The sequence below is a fragment of the Pseudoalteromonas sp. HM-SA03 genome (genome assembly GCF_002289345.1).
GTDB lineage: Bacteria > Pseudomonadota > Gammaproteobacteria > Enterobacterales > Alteromonadaceae > Pseudoalteromonas.
Map to the genome: position 1 here is coordinate 1 of NZ_NSDG01000034.1, position 17,825 is coordinate 17,825.

The following is a 17,825-nucleotide window of genomic DNA, read 5'->3' on the forward strand; positions in this document are numbered from 1 at the left end:
ATCGTTTGGTTTCCCCAATCCTTTGAGTGCAGAATTAAAGCTTAGGCGGGATCTTAGGAAGGTGCAAGTTAAGTGGTGGGTGTCAGTGATTTGCTAATGTCATTACGGCCAAACGCGCTCTTTTATGAATATCAAAGTCTATTGCTAAACCGATCATTTATTTTCCTCGCGGCACTCGTTTTTGGTTGTGCGCTGTTACTGTTTATAACCTGGCGGCATTTACGCACTGTCCTTATGCCGGTTTGTAAGGAGTAATAAAATGCAGGACCACTGCTACATAGCGTTTATCTATGAGACTGGTGGCTATGTATGTGATCTTATGTTTGGGAAAAATAACAATGCAGTTTGAAACAGAACGTTTAACCATAAGGCGTATGACAATGGACGACTTAGATGCGGTTTACAGCCATCGGAAAAACCCGAATACGTCAAAATATATCGGTGCGCCTGCCACACTCGAGTTGGCAAAAGAGAGGGTAATCCAAGCTTGCCAACCTTGGAAAGGCGGGGTCGATGAGCGTTTGATCCTTGCGATCGTTAAAAAGTCACAAGCTCAACTTATTGGTGAACTCGTTTTTAAATATGTAGATGCAGGAAAAAGGGTCGGTGAGATTGGTTTCCGATTAGCTGAGGCTGAAATTGGCAAGGGTTATGGGGAAGAAGCCGCAACAGCACTGATAAAGGAGGCTTTTCAAAGTCTCTCTTTAGATACAATTCAGGCCATATGCGCCGTTGAAAATCTGCAGTCGCAGCGGTTGATGCTCAAGTTAGGGATGAAACGCAAAACGCGTTTAAAAGCCTTTTTGGATATAGGCAGTGAAAAGCACGATATCTATATCTATCAATTAAATAACCTGAGTTGTTACATAAGGAAATAATTTAAGGTGCTTTTAAAACAATGAGTTAGCTCTAAACTTCCAGTTAAATAGAAACTAACTTGAGTTTATGAAGCTTGACCTATAAAAGGGAACGAATTACAGTACTTGATTTTAAAGGATTAAATGTGTCATGAAAAGAATAACCGTTCTGGCGTTGCTGCTACTTTGTGGATGTCAAACTAGTAACACTTCTGTGCCGTTAACAGCTGAAGAGCTAAAACATATTCGCTATGTAGATATGCGACATTTACCCATCAAAACTCAAGCGGATGGTTATTGGATTCAAAAACGCCGGATAGAACCCATATATCCAATAGAGGCGGCCAAAGATGGGATATCGGGATGTGTTTCTTTGACGTTAGGTATAACCCCAGATGGGAGAGTGGGAAGCTATAAAATCACCAGCAGTTATCCCGAGGGCGTTTTTGATATCAGCGCGCTTCAGGCTATTAAAAAGTGGCGTTGGATCCCCGATGATAACAACCCTGCGCGTCAGGCTATATTAATCGATGCGAAGCTTGATTATTTTGTAATTCAAGGGCAAAAAAATTTGGATGAAGCAAAGCAACACTGTAAATTCACCTCCATTCTGGGGCGTTAAGCGTAGCGTTTTACTGCATAGCGCGCGAACGTATCCGCGCTTTTATGATTTGAGGCAATTAAAATGGAATTTGAACTTTTAGCGCAGCACAAAGCGCTGATACCAATTATTGCTAAGTGGTACTTTGACGAGTGGGGGAGCATTGTTGAAGAGGCTTCTGTAGAGCGTTTTGAGCAAAAGCTTTTAGACTACCTTAACGACTCATGTATTCCTTGTGTAATCGTTGCGCTTGATGGCGATACAGTCGCAGGAGCTGTGCAGCTTAAATTTCATGAAATGAGTATCTACACAGATAAAGAGCACTGGATTGGTGGCGTTTATGTGGATAAGCCCTATCGTGGAAATAAACTAGCGTCACGTTTAGTCAAAGAAGCAGAGCGATTAGCCATTAAATTTGGTGTCAAAACGCTATATTTACAAACAGAGCATCCTGAGGGTGGGTTATATCGAAAACTCGGCTGGCAACCACTCGAAAACGTCAATTACCGAGGCGTTGATGTGGTAGTGATGAGCAAAACAGTAGTTTAGTTAAACAAGCTAGATTGTACGCTCAGGTATAAGGCTTAATAAAATTCGACTGTCTCATATGTGCAAAACTAGATCGTTCAACAGCAACTTATTATTTTAAATCCAATTGCTTTAACGGACGTTCATCCAACTTGTGTTCGGACAGAAACAATTTAGTGCAAATAGCAGACACCCACCATAACATAAATGCAAATTATGGTGGGCGTAAGTGTTAGCCTAGTATTATTCATCTTGCTCACATGAAAATGGGCCAACCACATCGCTTTTGATGGCAAATTTGGTATCAATTTCCGGATGCCGTGTTTTTATCTCCTCAAGCGCTTGCTCGAAGTTCTCTTTAACCAGCACTCTCCAAGGATGCGATGAAAATAAAATATAGTTATCGTAGTCATTCACATGAAAATGAATATCCCCGATATAGGTGAGGCTATTTTCTGCTATATCAAAAGTGCCAAGGCAGTTTAAGTCGGGATCAACTAATTTGGATCCTTGCATATATAACACCTGGTCAATTTCGTGCGTCCCCACTGGCAGTGGCAGAACAATCAACTTTTCCCGGGTGTCTTTTAGAACGAAGCTGTAGTTGTCTAGCATTTTTTGTGTATTTCGGGTAATAAATTGAGCATTACCAATATCGCCAGAGGTAATAAAACGGGCTAAAGCTAAGCCATGTCCTTCAGGCAAAGGCTTTTTAGCATCATATGCCAATTGCGCGCAACCAAACAGAAAAAGAGAACAAACAACAACCATAGTTTTAAACATATTTACTTCTCACTACATAAAGGTGCGGCATTACAAGCACCTGTCAAATTCTAATCGCAAGCATTAAACCCAAAAAAAGCAAACATTACAACTACAAGAAATACAAAAATAATCAATACGTTAGATTGCAAATGGCAGACACCCGCCATAACATAAATACAAATTATGGTGGATGTCAGTGTTAGCCCGTGTCAGTGTTAGCCCGTGTTAGCCCGAGCCCGTACTTCAATAGTGCATTTATCGAGGCGTTGATGTGGTAGTGATGAGTAAAGCTTTGCTTTAGTTGTATACTGTCAAAAACCGAACCTGACGCAACTATGGGATCCTCCTTCCAATGGCAGACCAAGCTATTTCACTTTCTAAATATAATCAAGATTGGCCACGGATGTTCCAAGATGAAAAGCTAAGGTTAGCGCCTTTGCTATGCCCTTGGATTGAAGGTGGTATTGAGCATGTGGGTAGTACAGCTGTGGTTGGTATGGTTGCTAAGCCTGTGATAGATATTATGGTGGGTGTTAAGTCGCTAATAGCGTCAAAAGAAGCCATCCAAGTGCTCACTCAACACGGTTATTGTTATTACCCCTATAAAGCTGACGTCATGCACTGGTTTTGCAAACCAACGCCTGAGTTTAGAACCCATCATTTACACCTTGTTCCTTTCAACAGCCTACTTTGGCAAGAGCGTATTTCTTTTAGGGATAAATTAAGAGCATCATCAGGTTTAAGAGCTGAGTACAGTGTGTTAAAGCAGAGGTTAGCACAAGAATACAAAGATGACCGCGAGCAATATACCCAACAAAAGTGGCCGTTTATTAAACGAGTATTAGCTTAACTGTGATCGAAATTCACCCCGTGTTACTTTACCAAGCATGAGTAAGCTGATAGCTTCAAAGTACCAGTCTCTTGAATGAGTTATTTAAGTTGATTGGCAAATCAAAAAATCATTGATAAGGAATATAAAAATGAAAATTAAGCTCAAGAAAAGTAAGCTTGTAGAACTTTCGGTAAATAGTAAGACACTTAATAACAAATATACACCGATGATTGCCGGTGGTGACACAACAATTCAGCCACCTTTGATCACTAACGCACAAGAGTGTCCTATACGCACGCAGACCTGCACAAAAATAGGTTTATGCTAATACCAATTAGTCTTAATACTTGCTCAATTTGAAGGAATAAATCTGACGCTAACTGTGTTAAACATTCCTCATTTAGAACAACTAAATAGCAAAGTTTTCGCCGTGTTATCGACAAGGTTTTTTTGCCTCAAAATAGATCACTTAATTAAGCGAATTGGTATAATTTCTAAATGTAATTGTTTTTAAAGAAAGGGAAGCTAATTGTTTCCCTTTACCATAGTGCTTACTTTCATTTACTTTAGGAAAGTTAAGTTCTAGGTGTGGTCAGCTGTACGCTTATCACAATCATACCCAAAAGCAAAAGTACACTATTGCTAAGCGGGCATTGGATTAGGTGGGTGTTATTGATTTATGATTTAAGTTCTATTTTTTAATTTTAATGAGTGCAACACGAATAGAGTAAAAGTGTGTGTTATTGCTCAGGTTGATATTAATCATTGTTTTTTCACTTAAAAAATGAAGGTAATTTACTATCAAGCAAGTATAAGTTGTAATTCTACTTTTCTAAATTCGGCTAGCTTTTCCTCTTTTACTTTTTCTTCTGTGACTAGTATTGAGATTGAATCTAAATCTGTCACTTTGTGTCTTGCAACGGAAGATAATTTATCTTCAGTTACTGCAATTAGCACATTATTACTTTGTTTTACAATCGCTTGTTTAAATTGAGCATCTTCAATATCAAAAGCAGAAACTCCGACTTCCACATCGATTGCACAAGCTCCTAGAATTGCTAAATCAAAGTGCATAGTTTGTAGTTGTTTAAGTGAACTTGTTCCAACAGCAGCGCCCTGTTGCTTGCTTATTTTTCCTCCCAACAAAACAACATCACAATACTCATGGGATTGTAATGCGACTGCAACCGATGGTGTATGTGTAACAACTGTTAATGCAAGGTTTTGCGGGATCATCTTTGCGATAGCTAAATTCGTACTTCCAGAATCAATAAAGATGAATGCTTTTTCTTTAAAATAAGGGATACAAGCCTTTGCTAAGATCTGTTTGCGATCATTATTTAAGTCTAATCGCTGGACTAAACTACCATCACTTTTAGCATTAATAACAGCACCGCCGTAGACTTTTTTACATATACCTTGATTCGCTAATTCCTGTAAATCTCGACGGATCGTGTGTTCTGAAACATTGAGTTGTTTGGCAAGTTGAACGCACACAACTCGGCCTGTTTGTTGTAAATGATCTTTGATCAGTGCTTGCCTCTGATTTGGGAATGAAGCATAATCGAGCATAATGAATCATAATTGAGCATACGTGAATGGTGTTAATGTAGCATTGAGTGATTCTTTTGGCAACTTTATGATTTATTTAATGTTAGCAGCAGATTACTTAGCAGCGTAACAACCTTAGGTAAGTCGTTTTCTGCAATGATTAGGCTATATTTAACTCAAAATACTTCAATGGTATGCTCGATTGTGATGTTTTATGAAAGGTTTTATTCAATGTCGTTAAAAAACTGTCCATTCAATAAACGAGAAGTTTTAGCTACAAGATTACTATTTTTGTGTGCGGGCTTAGCCACTGCAACATGGGCCTCACTTATCCCTATTATAAAAGCGCATGTAGGTATAGATGAGAGTACTTTAGGTTTTTTGTTATTATGTCTTGGCGCAGGTGCAATATTCGCAATGCCAATTTCTGGAGCGCTCGCTATTAAATATGGTTGTAAGCGAATCTTGCAGGCCTCGGCCATATTGATTGTTGTTTGCTTACCTTTTTTCGCCTTAGTCAATAGTGTTGTTAGTTTGGCCGTTTTACTCGTTATTTTTGGTCTATCTATCGGGACAACTGATTGTGTAATGAACATTCAAGCTGTTTTAGTTGAAGAGCGTTCGAAAATGTCTTTAATGTCTGGTTTTCACGGCTTTTATAGCTTAGGTGGTATTGTTGGAGCAGGTGCTGTTGCTGTGCTATTGATTGCAGCTTTCTCTGCATTCGAAATTTGTTTGGCGATGGCTTTGGTTGTTTTACTATGTTTGCTGATTGCTAGGGGGGATTTACTACCGTTTGCAAGCCAAACCGAAGGACCAGCATTTGCTTTACCAAAAGGACCTGTTGTATTGATAGGTGTTATTTGTTTTGCGATGTTTTTAGCCGAAGGAACCGTTCTAGATTGGAGTGGTATTTATTTAATGGATTACCAAAATGCATCTACTGGAATGGCGGCCTTGGGGATATTCAGCTTCTCAATCACAATGACATTGGGTAGGTTGTTTGGTGATCGAATTATTACTCATTTTGGACAAAGAGTTGTACTTACTATTAGTGGCTTAACAGCAAGCCTTGGGCTTCTCATAGCTATTGCACCTATGAACTTTTACCTTGCGCTATTTGGTTATGTACTAATGGGAATCGGCTGTGCCAACGTTGTTCCTATTATGTTTTCTGCGGCAGGTAAGCAAACTTATATGTCACAGGCAACTGCAATTCCAGCGGTGACTACACTTGGCTATGTTGGTGTATTAATGGGGCCTGCAAGCGTGGGACAAATTGCACATTTCACATCACTTGCAGCAGCGTTAGTCGTAATTGCAATTTTAATTGCCATAGCAACCATGCTTTCCTTTTTCGTAAAAGTTACTCGCGTTTAAGTTATCTTTAATAATTTAAACTTCAGCCAATTTAAGCACCGAATTGGCTGGTTGAGAGTAAGCATATGGCTTTGGGCAAGTCTTGTGTTACAGCTAAAAGAAATTTGGCTCTCTTCAGTTTTGAATCATTTCTGTCCAAATATGAGTTTGTCCGGCCGTCCACTCTTCGCTGATAACAGCCGGTCAGGTGAAGTCTGAACCTATCTAAGCTGTAGGAGCAATTAGATATGAGCTACTAAACATCCCGCTTGTTGCTCATGTGAAATAAATATCAAACAAAAAGCTTAAGTAACCTGAGCTTCGGATAATTAATGCCTTTCTAGCAGCCAGTTTTTGCGCTAACTGCGTTGAATTCACTTCCAATAGCCAGCTATTGGTGCGTAAATTCGTCTAGTTATCCCTAAAACTCTCTGGTTAGATAAGGAAATAATTTAATGTATGTTTAAAAACAATTAGTTAGCTCATTTCTTATCCAAACCTCAGGTTAAGTAGAAAGGCGATACGCTCCTGTGACAGTTGTATATCAAAGGAGCGCGGGCAATCTTGTTATTGGCTTATGTTAGTCGTTGTTGCTGGTAACTTACTCGAAATTAGTCCCGCCAAGGCAATAAAGACAAATGAGATCGCTAAGCAAGCTGCCAAACCGTATAGCTGGAAAATCCAACCTGATAAAACGGTGCCTATCAAACGTCCCATTGCATTCGCCATGTAGTAAAAGCCAACATCTAGGGAAACGCCGTCAGCATCTGCCATACTAACAATTAAATAACTGTGCAATGAAGAGTTAATTGCGAACAACACACCGAAGATCATTAAACCAACAATAAGTAATATTTTTACTTCCCAATTAAAAAACAGCGATAGGGCGATACTTAATGTAACCAAGGCCAGTAAGCCTGCCCACTTTACCGTTTCTACAGCAGGTGAAACATGTTCTTTGAACTGCACAAGCTTGGGTGCCATAGATTGTACAATACCATAACCAATTACCCAGAGGGCCAAAAAGCCACCTACTGTCCAGTGATCCCATGCAAAGGCTTGGGATAAAAATACAGGCAGTGCAACGACAAACCAAACATCACGAGCGCCAAACAAAAACAGCCGTGCAGCCGATAAAATATTGATAGAACAACTCTTTGAAAAAATGTCGGTAAATTTAGGTTTGTGCTTGGCTTTACCTAAGTCATTTTTCAATGCATATAGGCTGTAACACCACACAAGCGCTAACACACCTGACATCAGCAACATCGCACCTTTAAACGACAACCAAGTTAGCAGCAGGCCACCTAAGAAAAAGCCAACACCTTTCAGGGCATTTTTAGAACCTGTTAATACTGCAACCCATTTAAACAACGTGCCTTCTTGTCCTGAGGCAACCAGCATTTTAATCGAGCTTTTGGCGCTCATTTTGTTTAAGTCTTTGGCAATGCCTGAGAGCGCTTGCGCAATCATCACATACACGACGGTTAACCATTCAGCCGGAACGGCCAACATCAACAAAGCGATAATTTGAATCGCTAAGCCAATGTTCATGGTTTTATTTAACCCTAAGCGAGCACCTAAAAAGCCGCCGACTAAGTTAGTGACAACGCCAAAGATTTCATAAAACAAGAACAGCATCGCTATATTAAGCGGGCTGTAGTCTAAGGCATAAAAATGAAGCACGACTAACATGCGTAGCGCGCCATCAGTTAAGGTAAACGCCCAATAGTTGCCAGTTACAACGAGATACTGCTTAATATCGTCTGATAATGATGCCAAGGGCTTCATAGTGTTACATTACCCTTTAATGGAGAGGCCAACTTTGCGAGCCAGTTCCGCAGTTCTGTTCGCGTATCCCCATTCGTTGTCATACCAAATATACAGCTTCACTTGAGTACCGTTGACTACCATTGTTGATAGCGCATCGACAATGCTAGAGCGAGGGTCGGTTTTATAGTCGATTGACACAAGTGGCTTTTCTTCATAGCCAAGAATACCGTTTAACTCGCTTTCTGCGGCGGCCTTCATCCACCCGTTAATTTCAGTGTCAGTTGTTGGGCGCTCGACTTCAAATACACAGTCAGTGATTGATGCATTCGCCAGAGGTACGCGCACTGCATGACCATTTAACTTACCTTTTAATTCAGGGAAAATATGAGTGATAGCTGTTGCTGAGCCTGTGGTTGTAGGGATCAGACTCATGCCACATGCACGTGCTCTACGTAAATCTTTATGTGGGGCATCTAGAATGGTTTGGGTGTTAGTAATATCGTGAATAGTCGTCATTGAGCCATGTTTAATACCAATGCTGTCCTGTAATACCTTTACCACTGGCGCAAGGCAGTTTGTGGTGCAAGAAGCAGCAGTTACGATGGCATGTTGCTTAGCATCATACAGATGATCGTTTACTCCCATTACTACATTGAGTACGCCTTCTTCTTTTACAGGTGCTGTAACCACAACTTTTTTCACACCTTGGTCTAAGTAGGCTTGTAGTAGCTCCGTTTTTTTCATTTTTCCGGAGGCTTCAATGACCAAATCACAGTCAGACCAGTCAGTCTCACTAATCGCTTTGTTTTGTGTCACACGAATGGCTTGCCCATCAATAATCACATTATTGTTATCATGAGATACATCATGCGACCAAGTGCCATGCACAGAGTCGTATTTTAATAAGTGCGCTAACGTTTTTGCGTCGCCTGCAGGGTCGTTAACTTGCACAAATTCTAAGTCTTGCCAAGCAAAAGCCGCTCTGAGTGTTAAGCGCCCCATGCGGCCAAAACCGTTAATACCAATTTTTATTGTCATTGTTAAGCTCCTACTTTTTGAAACTCATTGAAAAATGAAAGTTGTGCTGGGTGAGAGAATGCTTTTGGGCGTACTTTTTTATCAAGCTAAGGATCTCTGCCTTTTTGTAGCTTAGTTCATACATTAGTATTCCAATGATTAAACCAGTGCGACCAGAGCCGCCTTTGCAATGCACCACAACTGTGCCTTGATTGCGCAAAATAGATAGCATGCAACTAATATGCGACTTGTAAGCAGTGGCGAACACCTCATTAGGTGCATCGTCATCGGGAATGGGTAACTGAAACCACTGTACGCTGTGCTTGTTACATACAATTGGAAGGTCGTTAGCTTGGTTGTTCTTCATTTCAGCGTCATACATTAAGGTGACGATGGCTTGTGCTCCAGCTGCTTTCAATTGTTGTATCGACGAGGTCAAATCAACGCCCTTTGTGCCGGGGCAAGGGGTAAAAATCAAGCTAGCTCCGTTATCAAGTGTCAATTTGTCATATGGATGAGTGTGCATAAGTAACCTTCTAATTACTATTCATTGAACCAATGTGTTGTTCTATTCACTATCGCAACAAGAGACAACATGACGGGGACTTCGACAAGTACGCCCACTACAGTAGCTAATGCTGCACCAGAATGTAGACCAAAAAGAGAAATGGCTACCGCTACTGCCAACTCAAAGAAATTTGATGTTCCAATCAAACAGGCGGGAGCTGCAATATTGTGCTTCAGCTTGATTTTTACCGCGATAAAATAAGTAATTATGAAGATGCCGTAGGTTTGCAGAATAAGCGGGATTGCAATTAGCAAGATATTGAGTGGCTGGTCTAAAATGGTGTTCGCCTGAAACCCAAATAAGAGTACTACTGTTGAAAGTAATCCAATGATAGAAAAGGGTTTGAGCTTCTCCAGCAAGGCTGCGATAGCGGTTTCATCACGACCTGAGCTATTAAGGCTTTTTCTAGTCATTATACCTGCGACCAAAGGCAGCAACACATACAGTAAAACGGAGATAAACAGAGTTCCCCAAGGCACATGAATATTAGTTACTCCGAGCAATAAACCTGCAATTGGGGCAAATGCAAAAATCATAACGATGTCGTTAACTGAAACTTGAACCAAGGTGTAATTTGCATCACCTTTGGTTAACTGCGACCAGACAAACACCATGGCCGTACATGGCGCTACGCCAAGTAATATCATGCCTGCGATGTATTCTTGAGCTGTTTCTGGAGACACGAAGTTGACAAACAACCCTTCAAAGAACAACCATCCTAATGCCGCCATAGAAAAGGGTTTGATAAGCCAGTTAATCACTAAAGTTAATACTAGTCCCTGTGGGTTTTTACCCACTTCTTTGATGGTTGAAAAATCTATTTGTACCATCATGGGGTATATCATCACCCAGATGAATACCGCCACAACCACGTTAACATGAGCAACTTCAAGCGTCGCCACAGCTTCAAAGAGAGTAGGGTAAATAACCCCAAGGACGACGCCCACAGTAATAGATACTGCAACCCACACAGATAAATAACGTTCAAAAATGCCCATTAACAGTCTCCCTAGTTACAGCAGCTTGCGACCCGCGTTGGCCTATCACCCATTGTGTTCAATCTAGCTAGCTCTTGTTCAATAAAAATCGGCTCATTTACTACCGTGGCAGTAATTGTTTGTTTCATCCATTTAGGTAGCGTTGGGTTGAGCGAGTAAAACACCCATTGCTGGTGTTTTCTATCGGATAGAATTCCAGTTTTTCTGAGCTGTGCAAGGTGACGAGATACTTTAGGCTGGCTTTCTTCATCTAGTGCTACCATCAGTTCACAGACGCAAACTTCCTTTTCTACAGCAATTATTAGTAGTGTTTTTAGGCGAATATCGTCTGCAAGTGCTTTGTAAAAAGTTGTCGGTGTGATTGGTGCAGGTTTTTGCTTATCGTTTATGAGCAAAAACATTTTGATCCGCTCGTTTAATTCTTGCAGTGTTTTTTCAAACGGGTTGGCTTCTGGACGTGAGCGAGGCTCAGGGAAGTCCCAAGCAAGGCAATTTGTACCATTGACTCTGCTATCACACTCTTTAGCAGCTTTATCACACAGGGTAATAACAAAATCGAAATGGATATTGGAAACTTCATTGAGGTGCTTTGAGCGTAAGCCGTCGGTACTTAATCCAAAGTGTTCAATGGCTAACAGAGTTCGATTATCAACACTATGTGGCTCAGTCCCCGCGCTGTAGACCTCGTACTCACCTTTTCCATGATGTTTTAGCAATGCCTCAGCCATGATGGATCTGGCTGAATTTTCTGAGCATAAGAAGAGAATTTTCATAAGTGTTCCACATAATAAATTTATTATATAATAATTTTGTTATGTAATTTAATCAACCGTAATCTTTAAAAAGTAATGCCGATTGCATTAGGTAAGTGAGCGATTTTTAAGCACGGGAATGGCGTTAGTCGCACCGCTCTCGCGTTCTGCTACCGCCAAGGTCTGGTTACTTTGTTTAAAGTCGGAGTTTTGTGGGTTCTGTTAGTCGGCAAGTGTGGATAGGTAAAAACCCAAGAGCCCAAACTCTTGGGTTTTACGTTAAAGCAGCAATTAATTCGCTTTTGTCGCTTTATATTTGATAGTTACATTGTAGTAAGGGAATAGGCCGCGTAGGCGGAAATTCCATTTACCTTCTGCAGGCTCGTCAAATACACAGCTTTCTTCACTCCCCCAAAGGTATGGACGACAGTCGTACTTGAAGAAGTTTGGCATTTTCTTATGGCGCACATATAGGTCTGCTTCGCCTTGACCTGTGATTGATACTTCTAGTTTATCAAAGCCCGCTGGTAGCTCGATTGAGCGATGTTGCCACCAGAACCAACCTGCAAGGCCTGTAAACTCGCCTTCAATAATCGTCGGCTCTTTAGCAAGGTTAAGGTCGATAACCACAGGGTCATGATCCGATGCGCGATAAGCGTGTGTTGCGTAAAGACTTGCTTTGTGAGTATCTGACTTGTACTCAGTGTTGTAATCTAGCGCAACGGGTTCGTCAGCATTGATATGCCAATCCGTTACTGACTTTACTTTCTCCATCATCGTGTTTGAAGCAAAGGCGTGATCTAGGCTACCGATACGTCCTTGATACACGTATGAATAATCTAAGCTATTGCCATGAAGCGTTTGCTTGATGTTGGCATAACCATTCTCGACATAGGTGTTGATTGGATCTTCCTGAGCGTAAGCATTCATGTCACCCAGAATAATCACATCATCTTCTGCAACTCCTGTCGGATTTGTGCCAAGCCAAGTCGCTAGGGTATTAACCGCAGTGACTCGAGTTTGGTTCCAACAACCTTGACCGTCATTTTGGTCTTGATCTAAGCCCTCAGCTTTTGAACAACTGCCTTTAGAGCGTAAGTGAGCCATTACCACAGTGAAGATTTCTTCGCCGTTTGCCTCTTTGAAAGTTTGTACGACAGGAGGACGGTTACCGTAATCAAATGGTACGGCTTCGGTAAATGCAGGCGTGCCTACTTCAGCTACTTTGTTACTACGATAAATGATACCGGATGTAATTGCATCCCCACCCACTTGGTCAACATTTAGGTTTACAAATGCGTAAGTGTTAGCAGAGTCTGTCGCATTTAAAGCGTTAACGAGGTCGGCAATCGCACTAAACTCACCAAAGCCATCGTTTTCTACTTCAAGTAGACCGATGATATCGGCATCGAGCGCCGAAATAGCAGCAACCGTTTTTGCTTTTTGACGTTCAAACTCTTCTAGATTGTCAGCTCCTCGTGAGGTTGGGAAACCTGCACCTTGACCGTCACCATTGAAGTAGTTTAATACGTTGAAGCTAGCAATACGTAAATCTCCACGCACTTCTACCTGAGGTGCTTCTGTACGTAGATTAGTATGAACAAAGTTTGGTGTTGATGTTGGGTGAATACGGTATTGGCTATAACCATATCCCATTACACCCTCAAGGCCCGTCACAGAATCGCCCAGTCGTAAGGTGTTATAGGCATCAAGTGTGGGTGATGGGTAAGGAATAACCTCAGGGTTTTGTACTGATGAACCATCATCAAGTAAAATTTCTTTGCGCTTGTTTTCAGCTTCTAGCTGGTTTGCTGCGTCACCAGGAGTTGCAACTTGAGTGCTTTGGTACAAACGTTCAGTACCTAAGCGTACTTCGCCGTAACGTGCAAGTCCGTATGTATCATTAACGACCAACTCATTTGAAATCGAAACCAACATGCCTTCGTAGGCTTCAAGACCATTCTCTGCAGGTAAAGTAACGCTAGTCGCTGAAGCCGTTGCAGAACCACATAGCTCGACTGCGTCGACGTTAATAAGTTGGGTTTGACCATACTTCTCTTCAACTTTACCACGTAATTTAACCACATCGCCTGTGCTCACTGGTGTTGCAGTATATACGACAAAAATACCTTCGGACGTATTGCTATCAGCATCATAGTCAGTGCTTTCTTCTTGAATGAAGAAGCCGCCAAGCCCTGCATTTGATTGTAGGCTTGCAGTGACAACAGCTTGAACCTCAACCGTTTCTCCAGCCAATGGACTTGCATCGCCAGCGCCCTGAATGGCACTGATCAAGGTATTATTTTCGCCACAGATAACAGGCTCTGGCTCGGGTACGTCACCGCCATTCATGTGGATACCTAGGTTGCTAAAATCGTCTTTAGCAAGTACAANTGTCCAGCGCCAACAAATGCAGAAGTTGCATCTGTGCGGCCGGTTGTTATTGCAGGATCTCTGACAAGCGTTTTATCTTTTGTTCTAATATCGCCATCAATCCATTCACTACCTGGGTCGACACCAACCTGACCAAGGCTATCGACAACTGCACCATTGAGGGTAAGCGTCACGGCGTCATCACCATTAAACCAGCTACTTGTGTTTGTTAACTGTGCCTTTGAGATGATCTCTGCTGCGGAGTCAGCATGAGCAATAACATAAGTTGATTTAGCCGCAAGTTCACCACTTAGTTCTATATTCGTGCGCGCTTCTGTTGCGCCATTAAAGAAGAAATTGACAGAGTAACCAGTTAGACTGACAGCTTCATCACTACCATTGTAGAGCTCAATGGCTTTGTTATAACTGCTACCTTCAACATATTCAGAGATAATCACCTCTGCTTGTGCATTTAGGCAAGCTAATGCAATAGCTGAAGCTAGGATAGATTTTTTAATCATTTTTTATTTTCCCGTGTATTAGAATTATCCGAATTTTTATTCGGACGCAGTATTCTAAGCGCTATTGATGACAATTCAATTAAACTTCACTATTTGTTTACATTGGTTTACAGTAAATGGTGTGCTGAAGGACAAAAGTCGTTGAATTTTATGTCATATTCAAGCGTTGTTAGTGTTCAAATATGTGTATATTTCGTGATGCAACGGTTGCGCTATACTCAATTAGGATCGGGGCAAATATTTATAGCAAAGTTGGCAGCCAACTTAGTTTGAAGGTAAAGGCGGGAGAGAGTGGAGATGGCGATAAAAAGTTTAAAACAGTCATGTCTCCTGCTTATTGCCCTGTCGTGCACATCATCTGCAAATGATGCCATAGTGGGGGCGCATAATGTTTGGCCTCCCTATGTTATTGATGAAGGTTCTGGTTTTACTGTCGATTTAGTTCGTGCGGCATTTAAGGCAGAGAATCAAGATTTTGAAATGCTTATTACGCCTTTCAGTCGTGCCATGCGAATGGTAGAGAAAGGGCAGGTCGATATTATACCCGCATTATGGCGTTCGGACAGTCGCGATAAACGTTTTATTTTTAGCAAAGCTTATTACAGTAACCGACTGGTACTTATTTCACGTATAGAGCCAGCCATTCATTTTAAAGAGCTGAATGATCTTAAAGGGCTAAGCGTATGCGCTATTCGGGGCTTTCGTTCTGAAATTGCACTCGCTCAGATCCCACAAATTCGCTTAGAAAAGCTCACCAACTTGACTTCCTGTTTGTCGCTTCTCAATAAAGCGCGAGTAGATGCTGTAGTAAGCGACGAGCTTGCTTTTGTGTATTTACAATCTCAACACGCTGAATTTCGCAGCTTCAAAGTACATCAACCGACCATAGCACAATGGCCGCTTCATATTGGCGTTAGCAAATCTCATCCGAATGCAATCGAAATAATTGAGCTGTTCAATAAGGGTTTGATACAACTTAATACGAATGGTATTTATCAGGGAATTCTTAAAAAGTATCAATTAGATGGCTGAATAACCGAGCATACACGCTCCTGTTAGCACCTACAAAGAGATTTCCGTGACTTGGTAAGGTAGTTACCGTATAAGTTAAACCTGTACTGTTACCACCCACATCGATTGCAAACAGCGCTCATGATGCTTATTTTTGTACCTACATCAAGCGTTAAATCTCTATTCGTTGCGACTACAGGACGTCATTGACGTTTTTAACTGTAATGGCGAGGCACTGCTTGCTGGTCTTAGTATCATTGGAAACAATTAAACAAATATAATAATCGCCAACCTCCTCTGTTGTTATATTTCTTATCTATGTAATTGGGGCAAACTGAAGTCGCTGCTTATCTATCATCATTTCCAGTAGGTACGAAATACTGGTATCAAAATCTTGATACGCTTTGCCGAATTTTATACGCAATGTAGCTGGTAATGATGCTTGTATCCTCGCTGGCGTTGTACCTTTTGCTAGCGACTCATGTACTGCATTCCAGACAAAAGTTAAAAATTGAATATCTCTAGAAACTGATTTCACCGAGGTATTTTCCCCGTGTCCGGTTAGTACTAAGAGAGGGTTTAATTGTTCTACTTCTTTGAGTATAGAAATGAGCTTGGTAATGTTACCTCTAGGTGTCATGATGGGCATAAAGTTGGAGTTTACTATGTCATCTCCAATTAGAATGCGTTGTTTGGGTAGCTAAAGCATAACATCACCTGGTGAATGACCATCGTTGGCGAGCACAAATTTGACTTCAGTATCACCAAAAGTACGAGCTTGTTGATGTAAAATGGTTGAGGTAGGTATGGCGAGTGTGCTCTCACCCGTTGCGCCTTCAGTCATATTAAAAAATGTCTTAACATCAACTGGTCCGTCGCTTCTCATCGTCTTTGCGGATAAAGAGGTTGAGATAAGCTCTACCCCGAGTTCTGCAAAAGCGCCATTGCCAAGCCAATGATCGGCATGGCAATGAGAGTTGACTACCCAGCGAATTGGTTGTTCAGTTACGCGTTTAACTGCTGCGATAATAGCGCTACCAATGTGCTCCGATGAACCAGAATCAAACACTAACACACCTTGAGTCGTAACGATAAAGTGACTGTTAGAGTTCCACCCTTTATTCTCAGACCGTTGGTCTGCCATAAAAAGGAGAGATTACGCTATAGACATTCTTTGAGGCCGAGATAGCTTCTAAATCAAAAGGTTGAGATTGTGCACTGACGTGAGCGCAGAAGAACCCAACAATCATGAGCCCTGATTTGATTCGATTTAGCATCGTTTATCCATATTGTTGTTATTATTTATATCAGTACTTGAAGCTGTTCACTTCAAAGGTTCAGTCGAAACTAACATTCTCTCCAAAATGAGTTCAAGCGCTTACGCTGCTTAAAGTGTAAGCAAGCATGTCACCTTATGAACCTCGCTTCTTTAAGCTTCAAATTATCGTTCATCAGTCAATCACTCGGTCTTGCACTGGCGGTGATATCGTCTCTTGTTATTGCGGGAAGCTCAGGCGCTATTGTACCAATAGCATTGAAAAAATTTGGACTCGATCCTGCGCAATCTTCATCAATTGTACTTACGACAATTACAGATATAGCGGGTTTTATGTCATTTTTGGGGATTGCGTTGTTACTGTCAGATATGTTGCCGAAAGGCTAAGTGAGAAGTGGGAAAATTCGTAGAGCTAGTGCAGGCACTAGCTCTGAGCAATACGTATTAGTTAACTACTACGTTGCTTGCTTGAGGACCTTTCTGGCCTTCTTCAACTGTGAAAGACACTGATTGGCCTTCAGTTAAAGTTTTGAAACCGTCAGAAACGATAGCACGGAAATGTACGAATACGTCTTTACCGCCGTTTTCTTGAGTGATGAAACCAAAACCTTTCTCTTCGTTGAACCACTTAACTGTGCCGTTTACTGTGTTAGACATAATTGAAACCTTTTTCAAAAAATTAATTGTGTGGTGAAAATCACCGATAAAGCGATAGATAAAACTTAGCTAGTAACGCATTGGTATATCTATAAACGACTTTTTAAAAAAAAGAGTATCAAGAAAAAACAGTGCAGCAGTAGTAAGTGCTCTAAGTATCTAAAGCCTGCATATAGTATAGCGTTCTTACGGCGCTGTCCAATGAAGTTTGCAACTTTTTGTTTAAAAAGTGAGCGAAAGTAAATTTTGAGTGGATTTAATTAGTGTAACTTTGATTGGGATGGACGAATTTAAGTATGTGTTTGTTTGCCTAATCGAATAGAAGGGCTCACTACATTAATCTTGTAAAACATTACTAACTTTAATCTTACGTTAATTTTTGTACA

At 41.1% G+C, this 17,825-nt stretch carries 18 protein-coding genes and 1 pseudogene; 8 read left to right on the forward strand and 11 right to left on the reverse strand.

The window, feature by feature from the left end; translation table 11 throughout:
• Positions 1–338 precede the first annotated feature (338 nt).
• The 3 genes from CKO50_RS07115 (at position 339) to CKO50_RS07125 (ending at position 2,007) form a co-directional block, all read left to right on the forward strand.
• Positions 339–878: a GNAT family N-acetyltransferase gene (locus CKO50_RS07115; RefSeq protein ID WP_095727601.1), complete on the forward strand. Its 540-nt coding sequence runs from the start codon at positions 339–341 to the stop codon at positions 876–878.
• Positions 879–1,008: 130 nt separating this feature from the next.
• Positions 1,009–1,479 (forward strand): energy transducer TonB, encoded by a 471-nt coding sequence (locus CKO50_RS07120; protein ID WP_095727586.1) that lies wholly within the window; start codon positions 1,009–1,011, stop codon positions 1,477–1,479.
• Positions 1,480–1,542: 63 nt separating this feature from the next.
• Positions 1,543–2,007 (forward strand): GNAT family N-acetyltransferase, encoded by a 465-nt coding sequence (locus CKO50_RS07125; RefSeq protein ID WP_095727587.1) that lies wholly within the window; start codon positions 1,543–1,545, stop codon positions 2,005–2,007.
• A gap of 222 nt (positions 2,008–2,229) precedes the next feature.
• Here the strand turns inward: CKO50_RS07125 and CKO50_RS07130 are convergent, their stop codons facing one another.
• Positions 2,230–2,769, reverse strand: a complete 540-nt coding sequence (locus CKO50_RS07130) for a hypothetical protein (protein ID WP_095727588.1) — start codon at positions 2,767–2,769, stop codon at positions 2,230–2,232.
• A gap of 334 nt (positions 2,770–3,103) precedes the next feature.
• Between CKO50_RS07130 and CKO50_RS07135 the strand changes: the two genes are divergently transcribed.
• Together CKO50_RS07135 and CKO50_RS23940 are read left to right on the forward strand one after the other, a co-directional pair.
• Positions 3,104–3,601 carry a GrpB family protein gene (locus CKO50_RS07135; RefSeq protein ID WP_095727589.1) on the forward strand — a complete coding sequence of 166 codons (498 nt, stop codon included), beginning with the start codon at positions 3,104–3,106 and terminating at the stop codon, positions 3,599–3,601.
• A 130-nt stretch (positions 3,602–3,731) separates the two neighbouring features.
• Positions 3,732–3,911, forward strand: a complete 180-nt coding sequence (locus CKO50_RS23940; protein WP_069020479.1) for a hypothetical protein — start codon at positions 3,732–3,734, stop codon at positions 3,909–3,911.
• A gap of 473 nt (positions 3,912–4,384) precedes the next feature.
• Here the strand turns inward: CKO50_RS23940 and CKO50_RS07145 are convergent, their stop codons facing one another.
• Positions 4,385–5,155 (reverse strand): DeoR/GlpR family DNA-binding transcription regulator, encoded by a 771-nt coding sequence (locus tag CKO50_RS07145; protein WP_095727590.1) that lies wholly within the window; start codon positions 5,153–5,155, stop codon positions 4,385–4,387.
• Positions 5,156–5,365: 210 nt separating this feature from the next.
• On the opposite strand from CKO50_RS07145, the gene CKO50_RS07150 reads away from it, so the two are divergent.
• A complete protein-coding gene (locus tag CKO50_RS07150) occupies positions 5,366–6,514 on the forward strand; it encodes an MFS transporter (protein ID WP_095727591.1) in 1,149 nt (382 codons plus the stop codon).
• 546 nt (positions 6,515–7,060) lie between these two features.
• Here the strand turns inward: CKO50_RS07150 and arsJ are convergent.
• The 6 genes and pseudogenes from arsJ to CKO50_RS07180 all read right to left on the reverse strand — a co-directional run bounded on the left by arsJ (position 7,061) and on the right by CKO50_RS07180 (position 14,495).
• Positions 7,061–8,284 (reverse strand): organoarsenical effux MFS transporter ArsJ, encoded by a 1,224-nt coding sequence (gene arsJ, locus CKO50_RS07155; RefSeq protein WP_095727592.1) that lies wholly within the window; start codon positions 8,282–8,284, stop codon positions 7,061–7,063.
• Positions 8,285–8,293: 9 nt separating this feature from the next.
• Positions 8,294–9,304, reverse strand: coding sequence for an ArsJ-associated glyceraldehyde-3-phosphate dehydrogenase (locus tag CKO50_RS07160; RefSeq protein ID WP_095727593.1), 1,011 nt, complete (start codon positions 9,302–9,304; stop codon positions 8,294–8,296).
• Between the two features lie 10 nt (positions 9,305–9,314).
• The gene (locus CKO50_RS07165; protein ID WP_255229450.1) at positions 9,315–9,809 is read right to left on the reverse strand and encodes a protein-tyrosine phosphatase family protein; all 495 of its coding nucleotides are present in this window, start codon (positions 9,807–9,809) and stop codon (positions 9,315–9,317) included.
• Between the two features lie 17 nt (positions 9,810–9,826).
• On the reverse strand, positions 9,827–10,849 hold the full coding sequence (arsB, locus tag CKO50_RS07170) for an ACR3 family arsenite efflux transporter (RefSeq protein WP_095727594.1): 1,023 nt from the start codon (positions 10,847–10,849) through the stop codon (positions 9,827–9,829).
• An 11-nt stretch (positions 10,850–10,860) separates the two neighbouring features.
• On the reverse strand, positions 10,861–11,622 hold the full coding sequence (locus tag CKO50_RS07175; protein WP_095727595.1) for a metalloregulator ArsR/SmtB family transcription factor: 762 nt from the start codon (positions 11,620–11,622) through the stop codon (positions 10,861–10,863).
• Positions 11,623–11,892: 270 nt separating this feature from the next.
• Positions 11,893–14,495, reverse strand: a pseudogene (locus CKO50_RS07180) (ExeM/NucH family extracellular endonuclease).
• A 297-nt stretch (positions 14,496–14,792) separates the two neighbouring features.
• Between CKO50_RS07180 and CKO50_RS07185 the strand changes: the two are divergent.
• Complete coding sequence (locus CKO50_RS07185; protein WP_255229451.1) at positions 14,793–15,527, forward strand: ABC transporter substrate-binding protein; 735 nt, start codon at positions 14,793–14,795, stop codon at positions 15,525–15,527.
• A 295-nt stretch (positions 15,528–15,822) separates the two neighbouring features.
• On the opposite strand, the gene CKO50_RS24495 is transcribed toward CKO50_RS07185, so the two are convergent.
• Positions 15,823–16,044 carry a hypothetical protein gene (locus CKO50_RS24495; protein WP_255229452.1) on the reverse strand — a complete coding sequence of 74 codons (222 nt, stop codon included), beginning with the start codon at positions 16,042–16,044 and terminating at the stop codon, positions 15,823–15,825.
• Between the two features lie 162 nt (positions 16,045–16,206).
• On the reverse strand, positions 16,207–16,650 hold the full coding sequence (locus tag CKO50_RS24500) for an MBL fold metallo-hydrolase (RefSeq protein WP_255229453.1): 444 nt from the start codon (positions 16,648–16,650) through the stop codon (positions 16,207–16,209).
• Between the two features lie 270 nt (positions 16,651–16,920).
• On the opposite strand from CKO50_RS24500, the gene CKO50_RS07195 reads away from it, so the two are divergent.
• Complete coding sequence (locus CKO50_RS07195; RefSeq protein ID WP_095727596.1) at positions 16,921–17,169, forward strand: magnesium transporter; 249 nt, start codon at positions 16,921–16,923, stop codon at positions 17,167–17,169.
• A 57-nt stretch (positions 17,170–17,226) separates the two neighbouring features.
• Here the strand turns inward: CKO50_RS07195 and CKO50_RS07200 are convergent, their stop codons facing one another.
• Complete coding sequence (locus tag CKO50_RS07200) at positions 17,227–17,439, reverse strand: cold-shock protein (protein ID WP_010369631.1); 213 nt, start codon at positions 17,437–17,439, stop codon at positions 17,227–17,229.
• Positions 17,440–17,825 lie beyond the last annotated feature (386 nt).